The 26,692-nt window shown below is 67.4% G+C and carries 18 protein-coding genes; 10 read left to right on the top strand and 8 right to left on the bottom strand.

Annotation, left to right across the window (positions count from 1 at the left end):
• Positions 1-6: 6 nt before the first annotated feature.
• From accB to AC07V5_RS11505, 4 genes are read left to right on the top strand one after another with little or no spacing between them, the layout of a single operon-like run.
• A complete protein-coding gene (accB, locus tag AC07V5_RS11520) occupies positions 7-462 on the top strand; it encodes an acetyl-CoA carboxylase biotin carboxyl carrier protein (protein ID WP_495115816.1) in 456 nt (151 codons plus the stop codon).
• A 9-nt stretch (positions 463-471) separates the two neighbouring features.
• Complete coding sequence (gene accC / locus AC07V5_RS11515) at positions 472-1,821, top strand: acetyl-CoA carboxylase biotin carboxylase subunit (protein ID WP_495115815.1); 1,350 nt, start codon at positions 472-474, stop codon at positions 1,819-1,821.
• A 5-nt stretch (positions 1,822-1,826) separates the two neighbouring features.
• Positions 1,827-2,714, top strand: a complete 888-nt coding sequence (prmA, locus tag AC07V5_RS11510) for a 50S ribosomal protein L11 methyltransferase (RefSeq protein ID WP_495117054.1) — start codon at positions 1,827-1,829, stop codon at positions 2,712-2,714.
• Positions 2,711-3,682 (top strand): zinc-ribbon and DUF3426 domain-containing protein, encoded by a 972-nt coding sequence (locus tag AC07V5_RS11505; protein WP_495115814.1) that lies wholly within the window; start codon positions 2,711-2,713, stop codon positions 3,680-3,682. The genes prmA and AC07V5_RS11505 overlap by 4 nt, the downstream gene beginning before the upstream one ends.
• 290 nt (positions 3,683-3,972) lie before the next feature.
• Here AC07V5_RS11505 and AC07V5_RS11500 read toward each other — a convergent pair whose 3' ends face one another.
• From AC07V5_RS11500 to AC07V5_RS11470, 7 genes are all read right to left on the bottom strand, one after another.
• Complete coding sequence (locus AC07V5_RS11500) at positions 3,973-4,557, bottom strand: histone (RefSeq protein WP_495115813.1); 585 nt, start codon at positions 4,555-4,557, stop codon at positions 3,973-3,975.
• A gap of 209 nt (positions 4,558-4,766) precedes the next feature.
• Positions 4,767-5,927: a ribonucleotide-diphosphate reductase subunit beta gene (locus tag AC07V5_RS11495; protein WP_495115812.1), complete on the bottom strand. Its 1,161-nt coding sequence runs from the start codon at positions 5,925-5,927 to the stop codon at positions 4,767-4,769.
• A gap of 156 nt (positions 5,928-6,083) precedes the next feature.
• Positions 6,084-9,011, bottom strand: a complete 2,928-nt coding sequence (locus AC07V5_RS11490) for a ribonucleoside-diphosphate reductase subunit alpha (RefSeq protein ID WP_495115811.1) — start codon at positions 9,009-9,011, stop codon at positions 6,084-6,086.
• Between the two features lie 491 nt (positions 9,012-9,502).
• Complete coding sequence (locus AC07V5_RS11485) at positions 9,503-10,963, bottom strand: sigma-54-dependent transcriptional regulator (protein ID WP_495115810.1); 1,461 nt, start codon at positions 10,961-10,963, stop codon at positions 9,503-9,505.
• Positions 10,960-12,648 carry a sensor histidine kinase gene (locus tag AC07V5_RS11480; RefSeq protein ID WP_495115809.1) on the bottom strand — a complete coding sequence of 563 codons (1,689 nt, stop codon included), beginning with the start codon at positions 12,646-12,648 and terminating at the stop codon, positions 10,960-10,962. Before AC07V5_RS11480 ends, AC07V5_RS11485 begins: the two co-directional genes overlap by 4 nt.
• 2 nt (positions 12,649-12,650) lie before the next feature.
• On the bottom strand, positions 12,651-12,902 hold the full coding sequence (locus tag AC07V5_RS11475) for a PP0621 family protein (protein WP_495115808.1): 252 nt from the start codon (positions 12,900-12,902) through the stop codon (positions 12,651-12,653).
• Entirely contained in the window at positions 12,899-13,774 is an 876-nt protein-coding gene (locus AC07V5_RS11470) for a cytochrome C assembly family protein (RefSeq protein ID WP_495115807.1), read from the bottom strand. Before AC07V5_RS11470 ends, AC07V5_RS11475 begins: the two co-directional genes overlap by 4 nt.
• A 55-nt stretch (positions 13,775-13,829) precedes the next feature.
• Here AC07V5_RS11470 and ffh point away from each other — a divergent pair, with 55 nt between their 5' ends.
• Entirely contained in the window at positions 13,830-15,209 is a 1,380-nt protein-coding gene (ffh, locus tag AC07V5_RS11465) for a signal recognition particle protein (protein WP_495115806.1), read from the top strand.
• A gap of 104 nt (positions 15,210-15,313) precedes the next feature.
• Positions 15,314-15,847, top strand: coding sequence for a hypothetical protein (locus AC07V5_RS11460; RefSeq protein WP_495115805.1), 534 nt, complete (start codon positions 15,314-15,316; stop codon positions 15,845-15,847).
• A gap of 127 nt (positions 15,848-15,974) precedes the next feature.
• Here AC07V5_RS11460 and ftsY read toward each other — a convergent pair whose 3' ends face one another.
• Complete coding sequence (gene ftsY, locus AC07V5_RS11455; RefSeq protein WP_495115804.1) at positions 15,975-17,114, bottom strand: signal recognition particle-docking protein FtsY; 1,140 nt, start codon at positions 17,112-17,114, stop codon at positions 15,975-15,977.
• A 297-nt stretch (positions 17,115-17,411) separates the two neighbouring features.
• Between ftsY and AC07V5_RS11450 the strand changes: the two genes are divergently transcribed.
• The 4 genes from AC07V5_RS11450 to AC07V5_RS11435 are packed head-to-tail and all read left to right on the top strand — an operon-like array spanning position 17,412 to position 26,691.
• Positions 17,412-21,119, top strand: a complete 3,708-nt coding sequence (locus tag AC07V5_RS11450; RefSeq protein ID WP_495115803.1) for a beta-galactosidase — start codon at positions 17,412-17,414, stop codon at positions 21,117-21,119.
• A gap of 30 nt (positions 21,120-21,149) precedes the next feature.
• Positions 21,150-22,313, top strand: coding sequence for a beta-galactosidase BglB (gene bglB / locus AC07V5_RS11445; protein ID WP_495115802.1), 1,164 nt, complete (start codon positions 21,150-21,152; stop codon positions 22,311-22,313).
• A gap of 2 nt (positions 22,314-22,315) precedes the next feature.
• A complete protein-coding gene (locus AC07V5_RS11440) occupies positions 22,316-23,968 on the top strand; it encodes an MFS transporter (RefSeq protein WP_495115801.1) in 1,653 nt (550 codons plus the stop codon).
• Positions 23,965-26,691 carry an exo-rhamnogalacturonan lyase family protein gene (locus tag AC07V5_RS11435; RefSeq protein WP_495115800.1) on the top strand — a complete coding sequence of 909 codons (2,727 nt, stop codon included), beginning with the start codon at positions 23,965-23,967 and terminating at the stop codon, positions 26,689-26,691. The genes AC07V5_RS11440 and AC07V5_RS11435 overlap by 4 nt, the downstream gene beginning before the upstream one ends.
• Position 26,692: the final 1 nt, after the last annotated feature.

The following is a 26,692-nucleotide window of genomic DNA, read 5'->3' as shown; positions in this document are numbered from 1 at the left end:
GCCAAGATGGACCTTCGCAAGCTCAAAACCCTGATCGACCTGGTTTCGGAATCCAATATTTCCGAGCTGGAAATCACCGAGGCCGATGGCAAGGTCCGCATCGTCAAGGCTGACCCGGCCGCAGCCGTGGCCGTGCAGCCGGTTTACGCCCCCGCGCCGGCCGCCAGTGCGCCGGCCCAAGTCGCCGCGCCCGTGGCCGCCGCAGCCCCCGTCGCGCCTGTCGAAACCGGTCACATCGTCAAGTCGCCGATGGTCGGCACGTTCTACCGCGCGTCCAGCCCGAACGCCAAGCCGTTTGCCGACGTGGGCCAGCAGGTCAAGGAAGGCGAGGCCATCTGCATCATCGAAGCGATGAAGATCATGAATGAGATCGAGGCCGACAAGTCCGGCACGATCACCAAGGTCATGTGCGAGAACGGCCAAGCCGTAGAGTTCGGACAACCGCTGTTCGTCATCGAATAAGGACTTCGGATGTTCAAGAAAGTCCTCATCGCCAACCGGGGCGAGATTGCGTTGCGCATCCAGCGCGCATGTCGCGAGCTGGGTATCAAGTCCGTCGTCGTCTACTCCGAAGCCGACCGCGACGCCAAGTACGTGCGCCTGGCCGACGAGGCCGTCTGCATCGGCCCCGCACCGTCCGCGCAAAGCTATTTGTCCATGCCGGCCATCATCGCGACGGCCGAGGTCACCGACGCCGAGGCCATCCACCCCGGCTACGGCTTCCTGAGCGAGAACGCCGACTTCGCCGAACGCGTCGAGCGCAGCGGCTTCACCTTCATCGGCCCGAGCCCTGAGTCCATCCGCATGATGGGCGACAAGGTGTCGGCCAAGCAGGCCATGATCCGCGCCGGCGTGCCCTGCGTGCCCGGCTCCGAGGGCGCCCTGCCCGAGGATCCGAAGGAGATCATCAAGATCGCCCGCTCGGTGGGCTACCCGGTCATCATCAAAGCGGCGGGCGGCGGTGGCGGGCGCGGCATGCGTGTCGTGCACACCGAAGCGGCCCTGGTGCACGCGGTGCAGACGACGCGCGCCGAGGCGGGGGCAGCCTTCGGCAACCCCGAGGTCTACATGGAGAAGTTCCTCGAGAACCCGCGCCATGTGGAGATCCAGATCCTGGCCGACACGTTCAAGAACGCCGTGTGGCTGGGCGAGCGCGATTGCTCCATGCAGCGCCGCCACCAGAAGATCATCGAAGAAGCGCCGGCACCGGGCATCCCGCGTCGCAACATCGAGAAGGTCGGCGACCGCTGCGCCGCGGCCTGCAAGAAGATGGGCTACCGCGGCGCCGGCACCTTCGAGTTCCTCTACGAAAACGGCGAGTTCTTCTTTATCGAGATGAACACGCGGGTGCAGGTGGAGCACCCGGTCACCGAGATGGTCACCGGCATCGACATCGTGCAGCAGCAGATCAAGATCGCGGCCGGCGAGAAGCTGCCGTTCACGCAACGCCAGATCGAGATGCGCGGCCACGCCATCGAATGCCGCATCAACGCGGAAGACCCGGTCAAGTTCGTGCCCTCGCCTGGCCGCATCACCATGTGGCACGCACCCGGCGGCCCCGGCGTGCGCGTGGACTCGCATGCGTACACGAACTACTTCGTGCCGCCCAACTACGACTCCATGATCGGCAAGATCATCGTGCACGGCGACACCCGCGAGCAGGCCCTGGCCCGCATGCGCATCGCGCTGAGCGAGACGGTCGTCGAAGGCATCCAGACCAACATCCCGCTGCACCGCGAGCTGATGGCGGACGCCAAGTTCATCGAAGGCGGCACGTCCATCCACTATCTTGAAGGCTGGATGGCTGCCCACAAGCGATGAGCAACCTGTTTGAACTGGCACTGGTGTGCCGCGAGGCCGACGTCGAGATCGTCAGCGATGCGCTGATGGAGATCGACGCGCTCGCGGTGTCCGTTGAAGATGCCGACGCCGACACCGACGCCGAGCAGGCCCTGTTCGGCGAGCCCGGCATGCCAGCCCCCAAGGCCGGCTGGGAGCGCTCGGTCGTCAAGGCGCTCTTCCCGTCGGAGCCCGAGGCCACCGAGGCCGCGACGCTGATCCTGGCGCAGGACTGGGCGACGGACGTGCATGTCCAGGCCATCCAGGCCGTGCCCGAGCAGGACTGGGTGCGCCTCACGCAAAGCCAGTTCGCGCCGGTCGAGATCACGCCCGAGTTCTGGATCGTGCCGAGCTGGCACCAGGCGCCGCCACAAGCGCAGCGAGTCATGCGCCTCGACCCGGGCCTGGCCTTCGGCACCGGTACGCATCCGACGACGCGGATGTGCCTGCGCTGGATCGCGACCCGCAACCAAGCTTGGCCCCGCGTGCTGGACTATGGCTGTGGCTCGGGCATCCTGGCTATCGGTGCGGCGCTGCACGGTGCCACCCACATCGACGCGGTCGACATCGACCCGGCGGCCATCACCTCGTCGCGAGACAACGCCGAGGCCAACGGCGTCACGCTAAATCCAGGCCCACCCGAACTGGCCAAGGGCGAATACCCGCTGGTCATCGCCAACATCCTGGCCATACCGCTGAAGCTGCTGGCACCGCTGCTCTGCGCCCACGTGGCGGCGGATGGCAACCTCATCCTGGCCGGCATCCTGAGCCGCCAGGCGGATGAACTCAAGGCCGCCTACGCGCCATGGCTGGCTCTGGAAGTCAGCGATGAAGAGGATGGCTGGATCCTGATGACGGCCAAGCGCCCGGCATGAGCCTCGCGACGCGCTGCACCGCCTGCGGCACGATCTTCCGGATCGTCGAGGATCAGCTGCGCGTCTCCGACGGCTGGGTGCGCTGCGGCCGCTGCGCCGAGATCTTCGACGCCCGCGAACTGTTGTTTGACATCGAGCGCGACACCCCACCGGCGTGGCCTGCCCAATTCACGCCGGCGGCCGCTCCCGAGCCCCTGCCCCCGCCTCCTCCGCCACCGCCTCCTCCCCCGCCGCCACCGGCGCCGGCGCCCGTCTTCGAGCCGCCGCCGGCCTGGATGCCGCCGCCCGATCCGGAGCCCCGAGTCGATGCGTTGCCGACGGGCTGGCCGTCGTCTGATATCGCCAGGCATGAGCCGCGCTGGGTTGACGAAGACAGCGCCGCGGCGCCGCTCCCCCCGGTGCGCGCGTCCGAGCCTGCCGATGTGATGACCGCAGAACCGGCGCCCACGGCCCGGGTCGTGCCCGAATTCATGCGTCGCGCAGAGAGCACCGCGCGCTGGAACCGGCCCGGTGTCCGCCTGGCCCTGGCAGGCCTCTCAGTGCTGTTGGCGGCACTGCTGGCGCTGCAGGTTGTGCTGCACTTCCGCAATGCGATCTCGGCCCTGCACCCGCCGCTGCGTGAGCCGCTCAAGGCCCTGTGCGGCGTGGCCGGCTGCGAGATCAAGCCCTGGCGGCGCATCGAAGCCTTGAGCATCGACGCCACCTCGCTGAACCCCATCGGGAGCGGTGGCTACAAGCTCAATCTGGCGCTGCGCAACAAGACCAGCGTGGACGTGGCGGCGCCGTCGGTCGAGCTCAGCCTGACCGACGCCAACGGCGCCCCGATGGCGCGCCGCGTGCTCGGCCCCGAGGCCATGAGCCCGGCGCTCACACAGGTCAATGCCGAGTCCGAGCAGTCGTTGAGCCTGGTCTTCAGCACCGGCGGCCAGCGCGTCAGCGGCTACAGCGTCAACATCTTCTATCCCTGAATTGACGGCCCCTCGCCCAGTCTCGCCCGGCTGAACGCTGGGCGCGCCTGATAGGTCTTGCAGATCGCGCAGCCGACAGCGCGGCTGCTCTTCGGCAAGCACGACCAGTCCACAGGGCTTGCCGTGTCCGGCCTCAACCCCCGAGGGGCCGGCGCTCGCCCCGCAGTCTCAAACCACACCGCCGTGCAACGCCCATAAAAAAACCCGGCGCCGAGAGACTCGGGCCGGGTTGGCTGGGTTCACGAACCGGGTGGCGAACCACCCGGTCAGCGAGTCAGCAAATCGCCTGATTAGGGCTTGTTGCCGGTCGGGAAGGGCCAGGCCGCTTGCGGGCTCAGCGCCGTCTTGGCAGCCGGGGCAGCCGCGACAGCAGCAGCGGGCTTGGCCGCAGCGGCAGGCTTGGCAGGGGCAGGCTTGGCAGCAGCCTTCTTCGGAGCAGCAGCCTTCTTGGCGGCAGGCTTCGCAGCAGGCTTGGCGGCAGGCTTGGCAGCAGCCTTCTTCGGAGCAGCGGCCTTCTTGGCGGCAGGCTTCGCAGCAGGCTTGGCAGCGGCCTTCTTGGGAGCAGCAGCCTTCTTGGCCGGAGCGGCCTTCTTGGCGGGTGCAGCCTTCTTGGCCGGAGCGGCCTTCTTCGCCGGAGCAGCAGCCTTCTTGGCCGGAGCAGCCTTCTTAGCCGGAGCCGCCTTCTTGGCGGGTGCAGCCTTCTTGGCCGGAGCGGCCTTCTTTGCCGGAGCAGCAGCCTTCTTGGCCGGAGCGGCCTTCTTCGCCGGAGCAGCAGCCTTCTTGGCCGGAGCGGCCTTCTTCGCCGGAGCAGCGGCCTTCTTGGCCGGAGCGGCCTTCTTCGGTGCGGCCTTAGCCGGGGTCTTTGCAGTTGCCATGGTTTTCTCCTTGATCAAGTGGAAAAGTCACCGTTCTGTACGGACCGGTCCGTCCAGATACGGCTATTCACCGCCCGAGAGTCGCCCAGGAGGAGCGCCTCGATACGGTGAATGGGATCGCCATGCAGCCCCGCCACGTCTAGCGTGTTGATGCGGGTTTCGCTCGGTGACTGCATTGGCCAGGTCTTGATCTTGTGATGGCTGGGACTTCAGTCCCAGCTCAGTGCCCCGCCTGATTGGTACTCAATGACGCGGGTCTCGAAGAAGTTGCGTTCCTTCTTCAAGTCGATCATTTCGCTCATCCAGGGGAAGGGGTTTTCTTCGTTAGGGAACAGGGCTTCGAGGCCGATCTGCACCGCGCGACGGTTCGCGATGAAGCGCAGATAGCCCTTGAACATCGAGGCGTTGAGGCCCAGCACGCCACGCGGCATGGTGTCCTCTGCGTAGCGGTACTCGAGCTCGACGGCCTTCATGAACAGCGCCTTGATCTCGGCCTTGAATTCGGCCGTCCACAGGTGCGGGTTCTCAAGCTTGATCTGGTTGATCAGGTCGATGCCGAAGTTGCAGTGCATGGACTCGTCGCGCAGGATGTACTGGTACTGCTCGGCAGCACCCGTCATCTTGTTCTGGCGGCCCATTGCGAGGATCTGCGTGAAGCCGACGTAGAAGAACAGGCCTTCCATCAGGCAGGCGAAAACGATCAGGCTCTTCAGCAGCGTCTGGTCGTTCTCCGGCGTGCCGGTGTGGAAGTGCGGGTCCATGATCGCGCCGATGAAGGGGATCAGGAACTCGTCCTTGTCGCGGATGGACTGGACTTCGTTGTACGCGTTGAAGATCTCGCTCTCGTCCAGACCGAGCGACTCCACGATGTACTGGTAGGCGTGCGTGTGGATCGCTTCTTCAAAGGCCTGGCGCAGCAGGAACTGGCGAGCCTCGGGCGCCGTGATGTGGCGGTAGGTGCCCAGCACGATGTTGTTGGCGGCCAGCGAGTCGGCGGTGACGAAGAAGCCGAGGTTGCGCTTGATGATGCGGCGCTCGTCTTCGGTCAGGCCGTTGGGATCCTTCCAGAGCGCGATGTCGCGGCTCATGTTCACTTCCTGCGGCATCCAGTGGTTGGCGCAGGTGGCGAGGTACTTCTCCCAGGCCCACTTGTACTTGAACGGCACCAGCTGATTCACGTCAGTCTGGCCGTTGATGATGCGCTTGTCGGCAGCCTTCACACGACGTGCAGTCGTGGGTTCACCGGACAGCTGGGGAGCGGGGATCGAGACGCTGGCGGCTTCGCGCGACGCTGTCGCCGAAGGCATGGCCGCGAGAGGTTTCGCGGTGTGGGTATCAGTGGACTTCAGGTCTTCGTCCCAATCCAGCATGGTGTGCTTCCTATCACTTCGAATTATCGGTAGCGCTTGCGCAAATCAACAAGGTCTAGCTACAGCTATTTGCATCTATCGCGCAATGTTTGTTGCGCGAGGGCATCGAAACATGAAGCGCCAACTTGTCTATACAAGCTGGCGCTTCACATCGATTTACTGACAGGCCTCGCAACCGGGGTCGTCGATCGCGCAGAACTTCATGTCCGTCGCCGGCAGTTCGGGCTCGACGGCAGCAACCGGCGCGGCCGGTGCAGCCATCACCGGCGCAGCGCTCGACGACACCGAGTTGAGCTGGCCCGAGCGCGTCACCGTGCTCTTCTCGGCCTGCGTCGCGCTGGTGGTGCGCAGGTAGTAGGTCGTCTTCAGGCCGCGCTGCCACGCGAGCTTGTAGGTCTCGTCGAGCTTCTTGCCCGAGGCGCCGGCCATGTAGATGTTCAGGCTCTGCGCCTGGTCGATCCACTTCTGGCGGCGCGCGCCGGCTTCGATCAGCCACACGGTGTCGACTTCGAAGGCCGTGGCGTACAGCGCCTTGATCTCTTCCGGCACGCGGTCGATGCGGCGCAGCGAACCGTCGAAGTGCTTGAGGTCCATGACCATCACGTCGTCCCACAGGCCCAGCGCCTTCAGGTCACGCACCAGCGATTCGTTGATGACGGTGAACTCGCCGGACAGGTTGGACTTGACCGACAGGTTGCCGAAGCAAGGCTCGATGGAGGCGTCCACACCAATGATGTTGGAGATGGTGGCCGTCGGCGCGATGGCGACGCAGTTGCTGTTGCGCATGCCGTAGGTGGTGATGCGAGCACGCAGTGCGTCCCAGTCCATCGACGTCGAGCGGTCGACGTCGACGTAGCCGCCACGGGCATCGGCCAGCAGGTCGAGCGAGTCGATCGGCAGGATGCCGCGGTCCCACAGCGAGCCCTTGTAGGACGAATAGCGGCCGCGCTCCTCAGCCAGCTCGGTCGAGGCCCAGTAGGCGTGATAGCAGACGGCTTCCATCGAGCGGTCAGCGAAGTCGACGGCCGCTTGGCTGGCGTAAGGCGTGCGCAGTTGGTACAGCGCGTCCTGGAAGCCCATGATGCCCAAGCCGACCGGACGGTGGCGCAGGTTGGAGTCGCGGGCCTTCTTGACGGCGTAGTAGTTGATGTCGATGACGTTGTCGAGCATGCGCATCGCCGTGCGCGTCGTCTTCTTCAGCTTGACCTGGTCGATGGCACCATCCTTGATGTGCTGTGCCAAGTTGACCGAACCGAGGTTGCAGACGGCGATCTCGCTGTCGTTGGTGTTCAGCGTGATCTCGGTGCACAGGTTGCTGGAGTGCACGACGCCGACGTGCTGCTGCGGGCTGCGCACGTTGCACGCGTCCTTGAACGTGATCCAGGGGTGGCCCGTCTCGAACAGCATCGACAGCATCTTGCGCCACAGGTCCTTGGCGGGCATGCGCTTGAAGAGCTTGATCTCGCCGCGGTCGGCCTTGGCTTCATAGGCCGTGTAGGCCACTTCGAAGGGCTTGCCGAACAGGTCGTGCAGGTCCGGGCAGGTGGACGGGCTGAACAGCGTCCAGTCGCCGCCTTCGAGCACGCGGCGCATGAACAGGTCGGGAATCCAGTTCGCCGTGTTCATGTCGTGCGTGCGGCGACGGTCGTCGCCGGTGTTCTTGCGCAGGTCCAGGAACTCTTCGATGTCCAGATGCCAGGTTTCCAGGTACGCGCAGACCGCGCCCTTGCGCTTGCCGCCCTGGTTCACGGCCACGGCCGTGTCGTTGACGACCTTCAGGAAAGGCACGACACCTTGCGACTTGCCGTTGGTGCCCTTGATGTGCGAGCCGAGTGCGCGCACCGGGGTCCAGTCGTTGCCCAGGCCACCAGCGAACTTGCTCAGCAGTGCGTTTTCCTTCAGCGCCTCGTAGATGCCGTCGAGGTCGTCGCTGACGGTGGTCAGGTAGCAGCTCGACAGCTGCGAGCGGCGCGTGCCGGCGTTGAACAGCGTCGGCGTGCTGGACATGAAGTCGAAGCTCGACAGCACTTCATAGAACTCGATGGCACGGGCTTCGCGGTCGATCTCGCCCAGGGCCAGGCCCATGGCAACGCGCATGAAGAAGGCCTGCGGCATCTCGATGCGCTGCTCCTCAATATGCAGGAAGTAGCGGTCGTACAGCGTTTGCAGGCCGAGGTAGTCGAACTGCAGGTCGCGCTCGGCCTTCAGTGCGGCGCCGAGCTTGGCCAGGTCGTACTGGCCCAGCTTCTCGTCCAGCAGCTCGGCCTTGATGCCCTTCTTGATATAGCCAGGGAAGTACTCGGCATAGCGCTGCGTCATCTCGCCCTGCAGCACTTCACCGCCCAGGATCTCGCGGCGGATCGTGTGCAGCAGCAGGCGAGCGGTGGCACGGCTGTAGCCCGGGTCCTTCTCGATCAGCGTGCGCGCGGCCAGGATGGCGGCCTTGTAAACCTCGTCGATGGCGACGCCGTCGTACAGATTGCGCTGGGTCTCGGCCAGCACGGGGTCGGGCTTCACATCGGCGCCAAGGTTCTCGCAGGCCGAGGTGATCAGACCCTTGAGCGCGCTCAGGTCCAGCGGGCGGCGCTCGCCGCGGTCCACCACCATCACCGCCGGTTCGGCTGCACGCGTGGCCTCGCCCTGCGCGGCGCGTTCTTGCGTGCGGCGCTCGCGGTACAGCACGTAGGCGCGGGCAACCTCGTGGTTGCTGCTGCGCATCAGGCCCAGCTCGACCTGGTCCTGCACATCTTCAATATGGAAGGTGCCGCCGCTCGGACGCGAGCGCAGCAGGGCGCGCACGACGTTCTGGGTCAGCTGCTCCACCGTCTCGCGCACGCTGGCCGAGGCCGCACCCGTCGTGCCGTGCACGGCCAGGAAGGCCTTCATCAGCGCCACGGCGATCTTGCTCGGCTCGAACGAGACCACGGCGCCATTGCGGCGAATGATCTGGTAGGCCTGGTAAGTCGTCAGCGTGGGGGCGCTCGGGGCGGTGGCGTCGGACCCAAACGCGACCGGGGATGCCGGTGAGAGCGGAGACAGCGAGGCGGCGGGGGCAGCCTGGCCCGTGGCGGCTTCATGCAGCATGAGGGGATCCTTTATCGAGAAATGACGGGCAAATGCGCAGCAACAACCCGGGAAATCTGGGCCCGAGCCAGCGCATCGTGCGTTGCTTCAGTGGGGGTATTTCGTCCTTGCCGGTCCATTGCCAGGCCGGCATTCCGGCTTGGTCCTCGGGCGCCTTGCTGCTGTGGCCAAGCCACAGCAAACAGCGAATCCGAGGGGATGGTCATGGGGTCGACTGGGTTAGCAGGATATCACGAAGGGACACTATATCTATGGCCCCCGCCCACCTCAAGCACTACCCCTAGTGTCAAACCCTGGACGCCGTTTCACTGAAAAATGCCCTCACCGGCGCCTTTGCCCGATCAGATCGGGCCTCGCTGATCAAGAGCCGCATCAGCACTGGGCTGGCGGGCCGAAGCGGCCTGCAAAGCCGCGCCAATGCTGCGTCCGTGCCAACGGGCCTGCGCCTGGCCACAGATTCAAGCAGGGCAAATCCCGAGACGGCTTTTCGTTCAGCTGTCACCGACCGAGATCGCCAACCGCGCCATGCGATAGCGGATCTGGCGCAACGACAGGCCGAGGCTGGCCGCCGCCGCCGTGCGGTTGAAGCGGTGCAGCTCCAGCGCCCGCAGCAGGATGGCGCGCTCGACCTCGTCGAGATAACGCGCCAAGTCGCTGGGCAACTGCTCCGGCAGCGACAGCCCTTCAGCCACCGGCTCGGCCGCCAGCGGCGTGTCCAGCGCGGCAAACTGCGACTCGCTGCGGCCCTCGTCCAGCAGCGCGTCCGGCAGGCCGAGGTCGTCGGCGTCTATCCACTCGCCGCCGGCCAGGGCCAGCGCGCGGTGCAGCAGGTTCTCCAGCTCCCGCACATTGCCTGGGAAGGCATAGCGCGACAGGGTCTGCAAGGCTCGCTGCGTCAGCCGCGGCGCAGGCGACACGCCGGCGTCCTGCGCGATGCGCACCAGCACGCGCGTGCTGATCAGGCCCAGATCCTCCAGCCGCTCGCGCAGCGGCGGCACGCGGATCTGGATGACGTTGAGGCGGTAGAACAGATCCTGGCGGAAGCGCCCACCGGCCACTTCAGTGCCCAGGTCCTTGTGTGTCGCGCTGAGGATGCGCACATTGACCGGCGTCTCGGCCGTGGCGCCCACCGGCCGCACCGAGCGCTCCTGGATGACCCGCAGCAGCTTGCTCTGCATGGCCAGCGGCAGGTCGCCGATCTCGTCCAGGAACAGGGTGCCGCCGTCGGCCGCCTGGAAGAAGCCCTCGCGGTCTTCGTTGGCGCCGGTGAAGGCGCCCTTGCGGTAGCCGAAGAACTCGGCCTCCAGCAGGTTCTCGGGGATGGCGCCGCAATTGACCGCGACGAAACGCGCCTCGGCGCGTGTACCGTGGTCGTGGATGGCGCGCGCAACCAGTTCCTTGCCAGTGCCGGACTCGCCCTGCACCAGCACCGGCGCCATGCTGCGAGCGACCTTGTCGATCAGCGAACGCACCGCGCGTATGGCCGGCGACTCACCAACGAGGCGCAGCGCCGTCGCAGGCGCCACCGTGTCCTCGGCTTCGGTGACTGGCGCCGGCTCGGGCAGCCGCGCCGCTGGCTGGCGCCCCAGCGCTGAGCCGACCACGAGGCGGAACTGGCGCAGGTCCACCGGCTTGGTGAGGTAATCGAAAGCGCCCGCCTTCAGCGCCTCGACGGCGTTCTCGGCCGAGCCGAAAGCCGTGATGACGATGGCCTTCTCGGGCCGGCCGGCCTGCTCGAGCCAGCGCAGCAAGGACAGGCCCGAGCCATCGGGCAACCTCATGTCGGTGATGACGGCGCTGTAGCTGCCGGCCTGCAGATGCTCCAGCGCCTCGGCGACCGAGCCGGCGCTGTCGATCTCATAGCCCTCGCGCAGCAGCGTCAGCTCGTAGAGCGTGCGCAGATCGGGCTCGTCGTCGACGACCAGCAGGCGCGGGGGCGTGGCAGTAGTCATGCGGATTCGTGTGTGCGCAGTCGAACGCTGAAGTCGTTGGCCGCCGCGTCGGGCGAGCGGCGGTAGTCGATGCTGGCGCCGTGACGCTCGCACAGCTCACGGCAAATATAGAGGCCCAGGCCCGAACCTCGGCTGCGCGTCGAGAAGAAAGGCTCGAACAGATGACGCTCGATCTCGGGCGGCACCGGCGCGCCCGCGCTGCGCACCACCAGGTCCAGCGCGTCACCGTGCTGCTCCAGCACGACGCGGATGGCGCCGGCGCCAGCGTCGGCGTGCCGATGCGCGTTGTCCAGCAGGTTGACGAGCACACGGCGCAGATGCTCGGCGTCGAAAAGGCCCACCAGCCCCGGCGCGGCGATCCGCAGCTGGAAGCGGCTCTGGTCGCCAGGCGCGACGCCGTTGACCTGAGCCCAGTCCTCGCAGGTCTCCTGCACCAGCGCGCTGACATCCAGCGCCTGGGTGTCGGGCTGCACGCCGGGTGCCAGTTCGCTCACGTCGTCGACGAGGCGCTTGAGCCGCTGCACGTTGGACGCCACCATCCTCGTCAGCTGCTCGGCGCGCGTGCCGCTCACATCCTCGGCCAGCAGCGCATTGGCCTGGGCGATGGCCGCCAACGGGTTGCGGATCTCGTGTGCGATGCCGGCCGACACCCGGCCCATCGCGGCCAGCTTCTCCTGGCGGGTGCGTGCCAGCAGCTCGCGGTTGTCCTCGACGAACAGCACGCACAGCTCCTCGCTGCCCTCGCGCTGGCGTGTGAAGCGCAGGCGCAGGCGCAGGCTCCGGCTGGCGCCGCTGGCCAGCGGCAGCGCCACATCAACCTCCGCCCCCAGGCCGCCCACACCGCCGGCATAAGCACTCTCCAGCGCCAGCACCAGGGGCTGCCAGTCGGCCCGGCCGCGCAGCTGCCAACTCAACTCGCCACTGGCTGCGCCCAGCAGGACACGCGAGGCCGGGTTCATCGCCCGCACGCGGCCACGCCGGTCGACGACGAGAACCCCCTCCTGCATTTCGTCGATGACGAGGCGGTTCAGCAGTTCCTGCTGGCGCGCCAGCGCCAGGCTGCCGCGCGCGGCCTTTTCCTCGCGAGCCAGGCGCGCACTCAGCTCGCCGGCCAGCAGGCTGACGGCGAACAGGCCGCCGCCCACCAGCCCGGCCTGCGTCGTCTTCAGTCCCACGTCCACGCCCGACAGCAGCGACCACGCCGCCGCGCCGAGCAGGCCCAGTGTGGCCATCGCCGCTGTCGCCAGCGCCAGCAGACGCGGGTTCAGCACGGCGGCCATCAGCACCGGCATGACGAAGAGGGCGCCGTAGTTCACGCCGCTCGGGTCCAACGCATGCAGCACGCCGAACAGGATCAGGTCCACGCCGATGGCGCTCCACCAGTGCGGGCTGCTGATGCGCGCCAGGCTGCGCGCCGACGCGCCGCGGCGCAGCTGGGGCAGCAGCCACAGCGCCACCGCGGCAACGGCGTAGGACGCACTCAAGCCCAGCGTGGAGCGTGCTGGCGGCGTCGACAGGCCAGCGGCGATCAACTGGGCCGCGATCAAGGCGAGCCCTAGCGCTGCGCGCGCGGCAAGGAAGGCGCGGTACAGGCGCTCGAAGCTGGCGCTGCTCTCCACCGGCTCGGCCGGCGGGGACTCGACGAACCATCTGCCCTCGCCGCTCGGACCGCCCGGGCCGCTCACGCTCAAGCCTGGCCCTGCCGGGCTTCGAAACTGGTCCGATGCGCCGCGCTGCAGAACACGCCGCCCTTGCCCGGCAGCGCTTCGTCCGCCGGCAGGTGCATGTCGCACTCGGCGCAGCGCAGCATGGCTTGGGGCTGCGGCTGTGGCGCGGGTGCCGCCGGCGTGCGCAACTCGGGCTCACGCGGCTTGGCGCGCCGGAACCCCAGCACGAAGAACAGCCCGCCCAGCAGCAACAGCAACAGCAAATACTTCATGCGCCGCCTCCGTTGGCCGCCCGCTGCAGGATGACCTCCAGCACAAAGCGCGAGCCGGCATAGGACAGCAGCAGCAGGGCCGCGCCAGCATAGAGCCAACGCGTCGCGCGCCGGCCGCGCCAGCCGTAGATGCGCCGGCCCACGAGCAGGCCCGTCAGCACCAGCCAGCCCAACACGGCCAGCAGGTTCTTGTGGTCCCAGCGCCAGGTCGGCGTGAACCACCAGCCCAAAAAGATGGCCAGCGACAGCACGCCGACGCCGGCGGCCACGAACTGGAAGGTCAGCCGCTCCAGCTGCAGCAACGGCAGGCCACCGGACGTGGCCTGCTTCTGGCGCAGCCGTGTCTCGGCGCGGTTCATCAGCGCCGCGTGCAGCACGGCGACGCCGAAGAGGCCGTACGACGCCAGCCCCAGCACCCAATGCAGCGGCGCCCAGGGCGACGCCGCCAGCGGCCGGCTTTCGCCGGGGAAGCCCCAGGCCAGCAGCACGGCTGCCGCGGCCAGCCAGGCCAGTACGCGTCGCACGCTGTGCAGCGGCAGGAAGCGGCTCTCGATCAGATAGACAGTCAGCACCAGCCAGGTCGTCATCGACAGTGCCGGCGCAAAACCGAAGCGCGCGCCTGGTATGGCCAGGCCGTAGCCGCTGATGTCGATGAAAAGGGCGGCGAACTGCGCCGTCCAGGCCAGCGCCATGGGCGGCACCGAGCGCGCCGAGCGGCCCACGATCGCGTCGCCTTCCGTGGCGCGGGCGCGCAGCAGCCCGACCCAGACATAGCCCAGCAATGCCAGGCCGCTGGCGATGGCCAGAGCCAGGCCAGGCGCGACGGCTCCGGTCACGGCGGCGTCTCCCAGGGGAGCGGGCGATAAACTCATGGCTGCAGTGTACTTTTGGGTGTCGCGCGTTCTGCCGGTTCCACCCTCCCCAACAATGGCTTCCAACCTCACCGACCGCCTGAGTCGCCTCGTGAAGACGATGCGCGGCCAGGCCCGCATCACCGAGAGCAACGTGCAGGACATGTTGCGCGAGGTGCGCATGGCCTTGCTCGAAGCCGACGTGGCCCTGCCCGTGGTGCGCGACTTCATCGCCCGCGTGAAGGAGAAGGCGCTCGGCCAGGAGGTCGTCGGCTCGCTGAACCCGGGCCAGGTGCTGGTCTCGGTCGTCCACAAGGAACTCGCCGCCACCATGGGCGAGGGCGTGGCCGACATCAACCTGGCCGCCCAGCCGCCCGCCGTCATCCTGATGGCCGGCCTGCAGGGCGCGGGCAAGACGACGACGACGGCCAAGCTCGCCAAGCACCTGATCGAGAAGCGCAAGAAGAAGGTGCTGACGGTCTCCGCCGACGTTTACCGCCCGGCCGCCATCGAGCAGTTGAAGACCGTCACGCGCCAGGCCGGCGCGGAATGGTTCGAGTCCACGCCCAACCAGAAGCCGCGCGACATCGCGCTGGCCGCGCTCGACTACGCCAAGCGCCACTACATCGACGTGCTGCTGGTCGACACGGCCGGCCGCCTGGCCATCGACGAAGTGCTGATGGCCGAAATCAAGGATCTGCACGCGGTGCTGAATCCGGTCGAGACGCTGTTCGTCGTCGACGCGATGCAGGGCCAGGACGCGATCAACACCGCCAAGGCTTTCAAGGATGCCTTGCCGCTGACGGGCGTCATCCTGACCAAGCTCGACGGCGACTCACGCGGCGGTGCGGCGCTGTCGGTGCGCCAGATCACCGGTGCGCCGATCAAGTTCGCCGGCGTGTCCGAGAAGATCGACGGCCTGGAAGTGTTCGATGCCGAGCGCCATGCCGGCCGGGTGCTCGGCATGGGCGACATCGTGGCGCTGGTCGAGCAGGTCACGCAGAACATCGACATGGCCGGCGCCCAGGCCATGGCCGACAAGCTCAAGAGCGGCAGCGGCTTCGACCTGAACGACTTCCTGCAGCAGATCGCGCAGATGAAGAAGATGGGCGGCCTCGGCGGCCTGATGGACAAGCTGCCTCAGCAGATGATGGGCAACAAACAGCCCGGCCAGGCCGACATGGACCGCGCCGAGCGCGACATGAAGCGTATGGAAGGCATCCTGCGCTCCATGAGCGCCAAGGAGCGGTCACATCCGGCCCTCCTGATGGACGGCAAGAGCAAGGCCAGCCGCAAGCGCCGCATCGCCACCGGCGCCGGCGTGCAGATCCAGGACGTCAACCGTCTGCTGAATCAGTTCGACCAGATGCAGCAGATGATGAAGAAGATGAAGGGCGGCGGCCTCATGAAGATGATGAAGCGCATGGGTGGCATGAAGGGTTTGCCCGGGATGTGATGGCCTGATCGGCCCCTTGGGGACACAAGTGGAAACACCTGACCCCAAGGTTGAAGGGCCGCCGCACATGGTCAAGCTGCGGCTTGCCAGCTAGCGTGCCCGGCATGCTGAACCTCCACCTTCCCAGCGCCCTGGGCGCCTGGCTGAGCCGCCTGACGCAACAAGACGGCGCCCGCCCCACCGACCTCGGAGACACCGTGATGCGCTGGCCGCCTACGCCGGCCCGCGTGCTGGCGAGTGCGGAGCGCCATGCCCACAAATGCCTCGCGCAGGCGCTGGCGCTGGAGCACCCCAAGGGCTTCCTGCTCGCGCATGTGCCGCTGCACAAGCTGGTGCGCGTGCCGGTGCATTCCTATCGCGAGTGGCTGTCGCGCACGGGGCTGCTGACCGTCGATTTCGCGTTGTGCGACGAGCACGGCGTCGTGCGCTCGATCGTCCTCATGCCCATCACGGACGACCAGGCACGCCAGTTGCGCAAGCAAGATAGGTTGCTGCGGGTTCTGGCTGCCACCGAGCTGACGGTCAACCAGTGGGACCGTGAATGGCAGACCGAGGATGCCACCCGGCTGCGCAGCACGCTCTTCCCCAAGCCGCGCGGCCCCGGCTACTACGTCGACACGCCGCACGCGCAGCACTGAAGCCCCTCGTCCAAGGAGTACCTTGGCCGGTCCCCCGAGGGGACGGCGATGCGTGCGGCGTTGAGCCGCCCGCACATCACCAAGGCGGGCCGGCTCGGGAGCGGTCCAGCGCTCGGCCCGCGGAGGGTTATTCCAGCAAGGCCCGCGCGAACTCGCGGGCGCTGAAGGTCTCAAGGTCTTCCAGCTTTTCGCCGACGCCGACGAAATACACCGGCACCGGCCGCTCGCGCGCAATGGCTGCGAGCACGCCGCCTTTGGCGGTGCCGTCGAGCTTGGTGACGATCAACCCCGTCAGCCCCAGCGCTTCGTCGAACGCCTTGACCTGATTCAGCGCGTTCTGGCCGGTGTTGCCGTCCACCACCAGCAGCACCTCGTGCGGCGCGCCTTCCTGGGCCTTGTTGATGACGCGCTTGATCTTCTTCAGCTCTTCCATCAGGTGGACCTGCGTCGGCAGGCGGCCGGCCGTATCGGCGATGACGACATCGGCGCCGCGCGCACGGCCGGCGTTGACCGCGTCGAAGGACACGGCCGCCGGGTCGCCACCCTCCTGGCTGATGATCTCGACCTTGGCACGGTCGGCCCACACGCCGAGCTGCTCACGCGCGGCGGCGCGGAAGGTGTCGGCGGCGGCGAGCAAAACCTTCTGATCGGCCTCGGCCAGGTGGCGGGTCAGCTTGCCGATGCTGGTGGTCTTGCCGGCGCCATTGACGCCCACGACCATCATGACGGTGGGCGTGTGTCGGCCGACTTCCAGGCCCTTCTCCAGCGGTGCGAGCAACTCGGCCAGCGCGTCGATCAGCAGCGCGCGCACGGCCTGCGGGTCGCTGGCCTTGGCTTCCTTGACGCGGCGCTTCAGGTCGTCGAGCAGGAACTGCGTCGCCTTCACGCCTGCATCGGCCAGCAGCAGGGCTTCTTCCAGTTCCTCGTAGAGCTGGTCGTCAATCTGCGTACCGGTGAAGACGCCGGCGATGCTGCTGCCCGTCTTGCGCAGGCCGGCGCGCAGGCGCTCGAGCCAGCTTTGGCGCGGCGCGGCCGGCGCGGATACGGCGACAGGAGCAGGCGCCGGCCGCGGCTGCACCACCGGCGGCGCGACCACAGCGGGTGCGGCCACAGGTGCAACGACGGGTGCAGGAGCGGGGGCTTCGACGGGAACAGGTGCCGGTGGCGGTGGGCTGGCCGGCTTGGTGACCCAACCTTCGGGCAACAGCGTGGGCGCCTCGTCGGCGGGGGCAGGAGCCGGCGCCGTCTTCTTGAAGAAACTGAACATAACCAGCATTTTCGCCTGTGCCCGTTGCAAGGCCCTGACGAGGCCTTTCTCGCAAGCGCTTGATTTTTTGGCACAGGTGAACCGGGTGACACTGATTCAGGCTCCCCGCACTCCCGGTCCGCTATGCACGCTGCCTTGCCGTCTGCTCCGTCGCCCCGCTCCGCCATCTGGTGGGCTGCGCTTTTGTTGTGCGGGGCTCTCCACGCGCAGGACCTGCCCGGCCAGCTGGCGCCCACGGCGATCAGCACGCCTGCGCGGTCGGCGACGCCGGCAGAAAAAAGCGAGCGCACCTTTCTGATGTCGGCCTTCATGGCGACGTCGCAGAACACGCTGAGCCTGTTCAGCTCCGCCGACGGCATCAACTTCACGTCCCTGGGCTCGGAGGTCTACACGCCGACCAAGGAGCTGCTGCGCGACCCGTCCATCATCCGCGCGGCGGACGGCCTGTACTACGTCGCCTACACGACGAATTGGAGCGGCTCGACCTTCGGCATCGCCAAGTCGGCAGACCTGAAGAGCTGGACGCATGTGGCCGACGTGCCGGTGAAGCTGCCGGGTGTGTCGAACGTCTGGGCGCCGGAATGGTTCCGCGACAGCGACGGCAGCCTCAAGCTGGTCGTGAGCCTGTCCAAGACCGGCACACAAGGGCCGTTTGGCGCGTACTCGGTGAAGGCGCTGGACGCAGGGTTCACCAGGTTCGCCGACCCCGTGCCCATGCAGGGGCTGGAGAAGAACTACATCGACACCTTCGTCATCCAGCACGATGGCCGGTTTGTGGCGTTCACGAAGAACGAGACGACCAAGTTCATCGAGCTGGCCACCGCACCGTCGCTGGACGGCCCATGGACCTTCCAGAAAACCGGCGACTGGGCCGGCTGGGGCGGCCCGTCTGAGGGGCAGGCGCTGGTACCGATCAAGGGCGGCTGGCGCATCTATTTCGACGACTACACGACCAAACGCTACTGGTACTCCGACAGCTTCGACGGCCTGCAGACCTGGACGCAGAAGAAGGAGCTGGGCGGCGTGTCGGGCACCGTGCGCCACTTCACCGTCATCTCGGAAGAGACCACGCAACTGGCGCGCGCCACCGCGCCCAAGAGCAAACCCAAGGCGATCGCCTGGGACCGCCACTCACTCATCATCGACGGCAAGCGCGAGATGATCTTCGCGGGCGAGTTCCACCCCTTCCGCCTGCCCTCGCCCAGCCTGTGGCGCGACGTGCTGCAGAAGATGAAGGCATCCGGCCTGAACGCCGTGTCCTTCTACTTTTCATGGGGCTACCACTCGGCCAAGCCGGGCCACTACGACTTCACCGGTGTGCGCAACATGGAGCGCGCCATCCAGATGGCCGAGGAGGAAGGCCTCTACGTCATCGCCCGCATGGGGCCTTACGTGAACGCCGAGCTGACGGCCGGCGGCTTCCCTGGCTGGCTGCTGCGCCAGCGCGCCGAGGCGCGCACCGACGCGGCCGAGTACCAGGCCGCGGCCGACGAATGGATGACGCAGATCAATGCCATCCTGGCCCGCCACCAGATCACCAACGGCGGCGGCAACGTCATCGCGTACCAGATCGAGAACGAGCTGTTCTCGGTGCAACCCAAGAACATCCGCCACATGCAGCACCTGGCGGACAAGGCGCGGGCCGACGGCATCACGGTGCCGCTCTTCCACAACGCGGCCTCGCGCCTGCCCGACTGGACGCCGAAGAATTCGACAGCGCCCTTTGCCAACCCCGGCCCGACCGACCTCTATGCCTTTGACGGTTACCCCGGCGGCGTCTGCGGTGTGGACGCCAAGCCCGGCTCGCCGGCCCCGGCGCCGGACTGGGGCCTGTACGGCAAGAACTTCCCCAAGGTCGGCTCCCAGGCCTCGCCCAACACACCCGGCTTCGTCGCCGAGATCGGTGCGGGCTGGTTCGACTACTGGGGCAGCAACGGCACCTACGAGTGCACGGCCCAGCGCCAGGGCCCGGGCTACCAGCGCGTGTTCTACGGCAGCAGCCTCATCAACGCGCTGACCATCCACTCTATCTACATGGCCTTCGGCGGCACCAGCTGGGGCTGGCAGCCGGGACCCATCGTCTACACCAGCTACGACTACGGCTCACCCATCAGCGAAGCCCGCGTCATGCGCGACAAGGCGCTGGTGCTCAAGCAGATGGGCGGCTTCGTGCAGGCGGCCACGCCCGTGCTCGCGCAGATGGACAAGGGCGAGGTGCTGGACCCGGGCAATGCCAAGGTCAGGCTTTATCACAACGTCAACAACGCGCTGGGCAGCCATGTGCTGCTGGCGCAGCACAACCACCTCTCTGGCACGGAAGCCTTTGGCTTCAAGCTGCAGACGCGCGACGGCAGCTATCAAATCCCGCAAGCCGGCGAGCTGACGCTGACCGGCCAGGACGCCAAGATGCTGCTGGCCAGCTACGCGCTGGAGCGCCAGCACCTCGTCTACAGCACGAGCGAGCTGCAGGCGCAATTGCAGCAAGGCGGGCGCGACGTGGCCCTGCTCTACGGCCGCAATGGCGACGACGGCGAGACCGTGCTGCGCTACGCCGCCAAGCCGACCGTGAAGCTGCTGCGCGGCCAGGCCCAGGTGAACTGGGATGCCAAGAGTGGCGACCTGCGTTTGAACTACCAACACACCGGCCTCGTCGAAGTGCTGGTCAGCGGTGCGGGTCGTGCGCCCTTGCTGCTGCTGATTGCCGATGAGAAGACGGCCCAGGAGTTCTGGCGCCTGCAGGGCGTGCTGGTGCGCAGCCCGTCGCTCGTTCGCACGGCAGCCTTCGACGGCAAGACGCTGAAGCTGAGTGGCGACACGACCGCGCCCAGCGCGCTGCGCGCCTGGGTGCCCGATGGAATCACGGCGCTGAGCTTCAACGGCCAGGCCGTCGCGACCTCGACGCAGGACTTCAGCATCGCCGCCCGCACCGCCCTTCCCGGCCCGGACGCTGTTCGGCTGCCCGATCTGACGCAGCTGGCCTGGACGCGCCGCTTCGACTCCCTCGAAGCCGCACCCGGCTTCGACGACAGCACCTGGCGCAAGGCCGACGCCGGCGCTTCTGCCGCCAACGTCTACACCGCTCCAGACAAGGGCCAGCCCGTCCTGTCCATGAGCGACTACGGCTTCCACCACGGCGACGTCTGGTACCGCGGCCGATTCACGACCAGCGACACCAAACCGCTGCAGCTCGAACTCTTCTTCGGCGGCGGTGGCGCCGGGATGATCCAGGTCTGGCTGGACGGGCGATTCCTCGGTCAGCAGGAGCACGACACCGGCCGACCTTTCCCGGAAACGACCGACACGTTCAAACAGTTGTTGAAGGATCTGCCCCCGGGCGAGCACGTGCTGGCCGTCGTCGTGCGCAACAACTCGCACAACTGGGATCTGTTCGCCGACGACGTGCACAAGGAGGCGCGCGGCCTGATCTCCGCGTCGCTTGCCCACAAGGGCGGACAGCGCTTCGGCACACCCATCGCCTGGAAGATCCAGGGCAACAAGGGCGGCGAGGACATTGCCGACCTCGTGCGCGGCCCGATGAACAACGGCGGCCTGCACGGCGAACGCATGGGCTGGCATCTACCCGTCGAGGCAAGCAAGCCGCAGCCTGGCTGGGAGGCCACGACCGTGAACGCCGCACCGCCCGCGCCCGGCAGCTACTGGCTGCGCACGAGCTTCAAGCTGGACCTACCCGCCGGCCACGACGTGCAACTGGGCCTGGCCTTTGGCGACACAAGCAAGCCGCGCTCCGAGGTCGAGAACCGCGCGCTGATCTTCGTCAATGGCTGGAACCTGGGCCAGTTCATCGCCCACATCGGCCCGCAGCGCGTGTTCGTGCTGCCGCCGGGCATCCTGAACCCGAACGGCGAGAACACGCTGACGCTGGCCGTCACGACCGATGGCCAGGCGTCCAATGCGCTGGAGGCCGTGCGCCTTTTGCCGCTGGCTGTCGCGCGCGGCGGCGTGCCACTCGAAACGGTGCCCCAGCCGCGCAACCTGCAGCGCTGAGCCTTCAAAAAATATCCGGAGACCAGGACCATGTCCAACCAGATCCTCAAGCCCGTCGACTCCTCGCGCATCCACCCGCTGCTGGCCCACCACACGGCCGAGCTGGGTGCAGACCGCGACGACATCCGCGGCGCCATCGACCGCCTGATCCACAACCTGATCAACATCGAGGACAAGGACGGCAAGTTCCTGCTGCGCCTGGACGATGGCCGCGTGCTGGACACCAAGGGCTGGAACGGCTTCGAGTGGACGCATGGCGTGGGCCTGTACGGCGTCTACAAGGTCTGGGAGCTGACCGGCGACCCCAAGGCCTGGGACATCATGACGAGCTGGTTCGAGGCCAGGTTTGCGGAAGGCATGCCCAGCCGCAACATCAACACGGTCGCACCCTTCCTGACGCTGGCCTACCTGTTCGATCGCACCGGCGAGCGCCGCTTCTTGCCCTATATCGACCGCTGGGCGGAGTGGGTCTACAAGGACCTGCCGCGCACCGAGGAAGGCGGCTTCCAGCACATCGTCTACAACAGCGTGAACCACCAGCAGCTGTGGGACGACACGCTGATGATGTCCGTCCTGCCGCTGGCCAAGTTCGGCCTGCTGCTGAACCGGCCGCACTACGTGGAAGAGGCCAAGCGCCAATTCCTCGTCCACATCAAATACCTGGCTGACCGCAAGACGGGGCTGTGGTTCCATGGGTGGACCTTCGAGGGCCGCCACAACTTCGCCAACGCACTGTGGGCACGCGGCAACTCCTGGGTCACCATCGTCATCCCCGAGTTCATCGAGCTGCTGAACCTGCCCGAGGGCGACGCCTTCCGCCAGTTCCTGATCTCTACGCTGGAGGCACAGGTCAAGGCGCTGGCCACCTGCCAGTCGGCATCCGGCCTGTGGCCCACGCTGCTGGACGACCCGACGTCCTACGACGAAGCCGCCGCGTCGGCCGGGTTTGCCTACGGCATCCTGAAGGCGGTCCGCAAGGGCTACCTGCCCAAGTCCTATGAAGCCGTCGGCCTCAAGGCAGCCCTGGCCGTGCGCAGCAAGATCAACGACGCGGGCGAGCTGACGCAGGTCAGCTTCGGCACGCCGGTGTTCAACACGCTGCAGGAATACAAGGACATCCCGCTGACGTCCATGCCCTTCGGCCAGGCGATGGCGCTGCTGGCGATGGGCGAACTGCTCGTGCGCTTCATCTGATGATGCAGAAGAACCTGCACCCCGCGGCCAAGGAGCCGGGCTGGATCAACTACTGGGGCTGGGGCTCGGGCGACATGCTGGGCGCCGGCGCCCAGGCCGTCATCACCGGCTGGCTGTTCTATTTCTTCACGACCTTCTGCGGCCTCAGTGCTGCCGAGGCCGGGCTGGTGCTCGGGCTGCCGCGGCTGATCGAAGCCATCACCTGCCCGCTGATCGGCTATGTGTCGGACAACCTGCGCCACACCTGGGTGGGCCGCAAGATCGGCCGGCGCAAGATCTTCCTGCTCATCACCATCCCGCTGCTGCCCAGCTTCGCGCTGATCTTCCGCGCCGGCCACACCTTCTACTACTACCTGTTCGCCTTCATCTTCTTCGAGCTGCTGTACACGATGTTTCTCATCCCCTGGGAAACGCTGGCGGCCGAGATGACCAAGGACTACAAGCGCAAGGCCAAGTTCGCCGGTGCCCGAATGATCGTCGCGCAGAGCTCGGCCATCCTGGCCTCCTACCTGCCCACGCTGCTCATCAGCCAGTTCGGCGGCAAGGACTCGCCCGACACCTTCTTCTGGATGGCGGCCATCTTCGGCGTGATCTTCTCGGTCGTCGTGACCATCGTCGTGTTGACCACCTGGGAGCGCCCCTACGGCACGCGTGAGCAGGCCGTCATGTCGCAGACCTACGGCGGCTTCAACCTCAAGGCGGCGCTGGCGATTCCCACCAAGATGTTCCGCGACCTGTTCTCCACGCTGAAGATCCGCGCCTTCCGCCAGCACCTGTCCATCTATCTCGGCGGCTACCTGTCGCAGGACATCTTCAACAGCGCCTTCGCCTTCTTCGTGGCCACGGTGCTGATGGGCGCGACGCTCGTCATCTCGCAGCTGCTGACGGTCATGTACGTGGCCCAGCTCATCTCGGTGATGGTGGCCATCCAGATCGTCATCCGCACCGGCCCCGTGCTGGCCTACCGGCTGGCCGCCTCGTTGTTCGGCGCCGCGGTGCTGCTCTACCTGGGCTTCTACCTGACGCGGCCCGAGGGCTTTGCCGAGGGTTTCAAGGCGCTGGGGGCCAACCTCTTCGGCGCGTTGGACCCGACGCGCCCCGGCTTCTCCTTGAGCCTCGTGTTCTGGCTCTTCGTGCCCATCGTCCTCGCGGGCCTGGGCCGCGGCACGCTGAACTTCGTGCCCTGGTCGGTCTACAACTACCTGCCCGACATCGACGAGGCCGTCACCGGCCAGCGCCGCGAGGGCATCTTCGCCGGCGTGATGACGCTGGTGCGCAAGCTCGCGCAGAGCGCCGCCATGATCGCCAGCGGCTGGGTCATCGACCTGGGCGGCTACATCAAGACCCGCCCGGGCGAGGTCGTCGTGCAAACCCCCGAGGCCATCCAGACCGTCACGGCGCTGATGGTCGGTGGGCCGCTGTTGATGCTGGTACTGGGCGCGCTGGCGTCGTGGCGCTTCCGCCTGAACGCGAGCACGCATGCCGTGCTGGTGCACGAGGTGGAGCGGCTGCGCAACGGCGCGACCGAGGCCGAGAGCGCGGAGAACCAGCGCATCGTCGAAGACCTGACCGGCTGGCCCTACGACCGCCTCTGGGGCCGTGGTGGCCCAGCGCCTTCCTCCGAACTGCCCCCCGTCCAACACGCCCGCCCATGACCGACTTCAGCCGCCGCAACTTCTTCAAGACCGCGTCCCTGCCGCTGGGTCTGACGGGCCTGGCCACCGCTGCCAGCGCGGCACCGGCGCCCGCGCCGACCGCAGCCGTCTCCGCAGACCAGCTTGCGCTGCGCTGGCTGGACGGCGCCGCCCCCGCGCTGCCACTGGGCGCCACGCTGGGCCTGCCCTGGCCGCGCGGCCAGCACCCAAAGGGCCAGGACTTCAACGCGGTTGACGCCAAGGGCAGCCCGCTGCCGCTGCAGAGCTGGCCGCTGGCCTATTGGCCCGATGGCTCGCTGAAGTGGACGGCGCATGCACTGCCGGCCGGCGTCGATGCCGGTGCGGCGCCCAGCATCCGGCCGGGCAAGGGTGCGGCGACCGGTGGCGCGCGCGTCACGGTGCGTGAGGAGAAAGACTTCATCGAGGTCGACACCGGCGTTATCCGCGCCCGGCTACCGCGCAGCGGCGCGCAGCTCGTGCGCAGCATCGAGCGCGACGGCCGCGAGATCCTGCGCGCGGCCAGCCTCGTCGCGCAGACCGACGACAAGCCCGATGCCGAGCAAGGCCCCGTCACCCAGACCCGCTTCGACAGCCGCATCACCCAGCTGACCGTCGAGCAGACCGGCCCCGTGCGCGCCGTCGTCAAGGTCGATGGCCAGCACCGCAGCGCGGCCGGCCGTGCCTGGTTGCCCTTCTCCGTGCGCTTCTATTTCTACGCCGGCGCCGAATCGCTGCGCGTGCTGCACACCTTCGTCTTCGACGGCGACGACCAGAAGGACTTCCTGCGCGGCATCGGCCTGCGCTTCGAGGTACCGCTGCGCGACGCGCTGTACGACCGCCATGTGCGCTTTGCCGGCGAGGCCGGCGGCCTGTGGGCCGAAGGCGTGCGCAACCTCACCGGCCTTCGCCGCGAGCCGGGTGCCGCCGTGCGCGAGGCCCAGCTCGCCGGGCGTGCCACACCGCCGCTGGAGCAGTGGGGCGCACAGGTACGCAAGCTGCAGCACCGCATCCCCGCCTGGGGCGACTACACGTTGAGCCAGCTCAGCGCCGACGGCTTCCAGATCAAGAAGCGAACCAAGGCCGGCCATGGCTGGATTCCCGCCGCCTTCGGCAAGCGCGCGCCAGGCAGCGGCTACATCGGCGGGGCGACCGGCGGCGTGGCCTTCGGCCTGCGCGACTTCTGGCAGCGCCACCCGACGCAACTGGACATCCGCAACTCGCACACCGATGCAGCCGAGGTGACCGTCTGGATGCACTCGCCCGAGGCGCCGGCCATGGACCTGCGCTTCTATCACGATGGCTTGGGGCAGGAGACCCACGAGCAGGAGCTCGAAGGCCTGGAGATCACCTACGAGGACTACGAGAAGGGCTTCGGCTCACCGATCGGCATTGCGCGCAGCAGCGAGATCACGCTGTGGGCGCTGGCCACCACGCCGACGCGCGAACGCCTCGTGCAGATGGCCTCGGCAGTGCAAACACCGCCGCAACTGGCTGCGTCACCCCAGCGCTATCTGCAGGCCGGCGTGTTCGGCAAGCTGTGGAGCCTGCCCGACCGCAGCACCCCGGCGCGCGTGAAGATCGAGGACAAGCTCGACTTCCTGTTCGGCTTCTACGCCAAGGAGGTCGAGCAGCGCCACTGGTACGGCTTCTGGGACTATGGCGACATCCGCCACACCTACGACAGCGACCGCCACGAATGGCGCTACGACGTGGGCGGCTTTGCCTGGGACAACTCGGAGTTGTCGCCCGACCTCTGGCTCTGGTACGCCTATCTGCGCAGCGGCCGGGCCGACATCTTCCGCTTCGCCGAGGCCATGGTGCGCCACACCAGCGAGGTCGACATCTATCACGCCGGCCAGTTCCAGGGCCTGGGCACACGCCACAACGTGCAGCACTGGGGCTGCAGCGCCAAGCAGGCGCGCATCTCCACCTCGGCCTACCGGCGCTTCTATTACTACCTGACCGCCGACGAGCGCGTGGGCGACGTCATGCGCGAGGTGCTCAATGTCGACACCAAGCTGGACTTCGTGGACCCGGTGCGCAAGATCGCCGGCCGCGTGGACAAGGGCCCCTGGCCCGCGCGCATCGGCTTCGGCACGGACTGGGGCTCCATCGTCGCGAACGTGCTGACCGAGTGGGAGCGCACCGGCGACGTCCGCTGGCGAAACAAGCTGCTGCGCGGCATGCAGGGCATCGCCGCCATGCCCCACGGCTTCTTCACCGGCAGCGGTGGCTACGAGCCGACCGGCCCCAACGAGGGTGCCTTCCACAACGTCAGCGGCGACAAGATCAGCGCCAGCCACCTGAGCGCCGTCTTCGGCGCCGTGGAGATGATGGCCGAGCTGGTGGAGCTGATCGACGAGCCCGCCTTCAAGCAGGCCTGGCTGCAGTACTGCGAGCTCTACAACGCACCCAAAGACCAGCAGGTCAAGATGCTCGGCGCGCCTCACGGTGGCAGCCCGGTGCTCAGCGTGGGCCACTCGCGGCTCAGCGCCTACGCCGCCAGGCAGAAGCAGGACAAGGCCCTGGCGCAGCGGGCCTGGCGCGAGTTCATGGCCGACGAGCGCTTCGGTGCCAAGCCGCTGAAGACGCAGCACGTGGCCGGCCCGCTGGTGCTGAACCCGGTGGACGAAGCACCTTGGATCAGCACCAACGACACGGCGCAATGGGGCCTGGCGGCCATCCAGAACCTGGCGCTCGTTGGCGACCAACTGACGGACTGAC

The organism is Roseateles sp. GW821-FHT02E12 (genome assembly GCF_059421665.1).
This window is presented reverse-complemented; position numbering and strand designations above follow the sequence as displayed.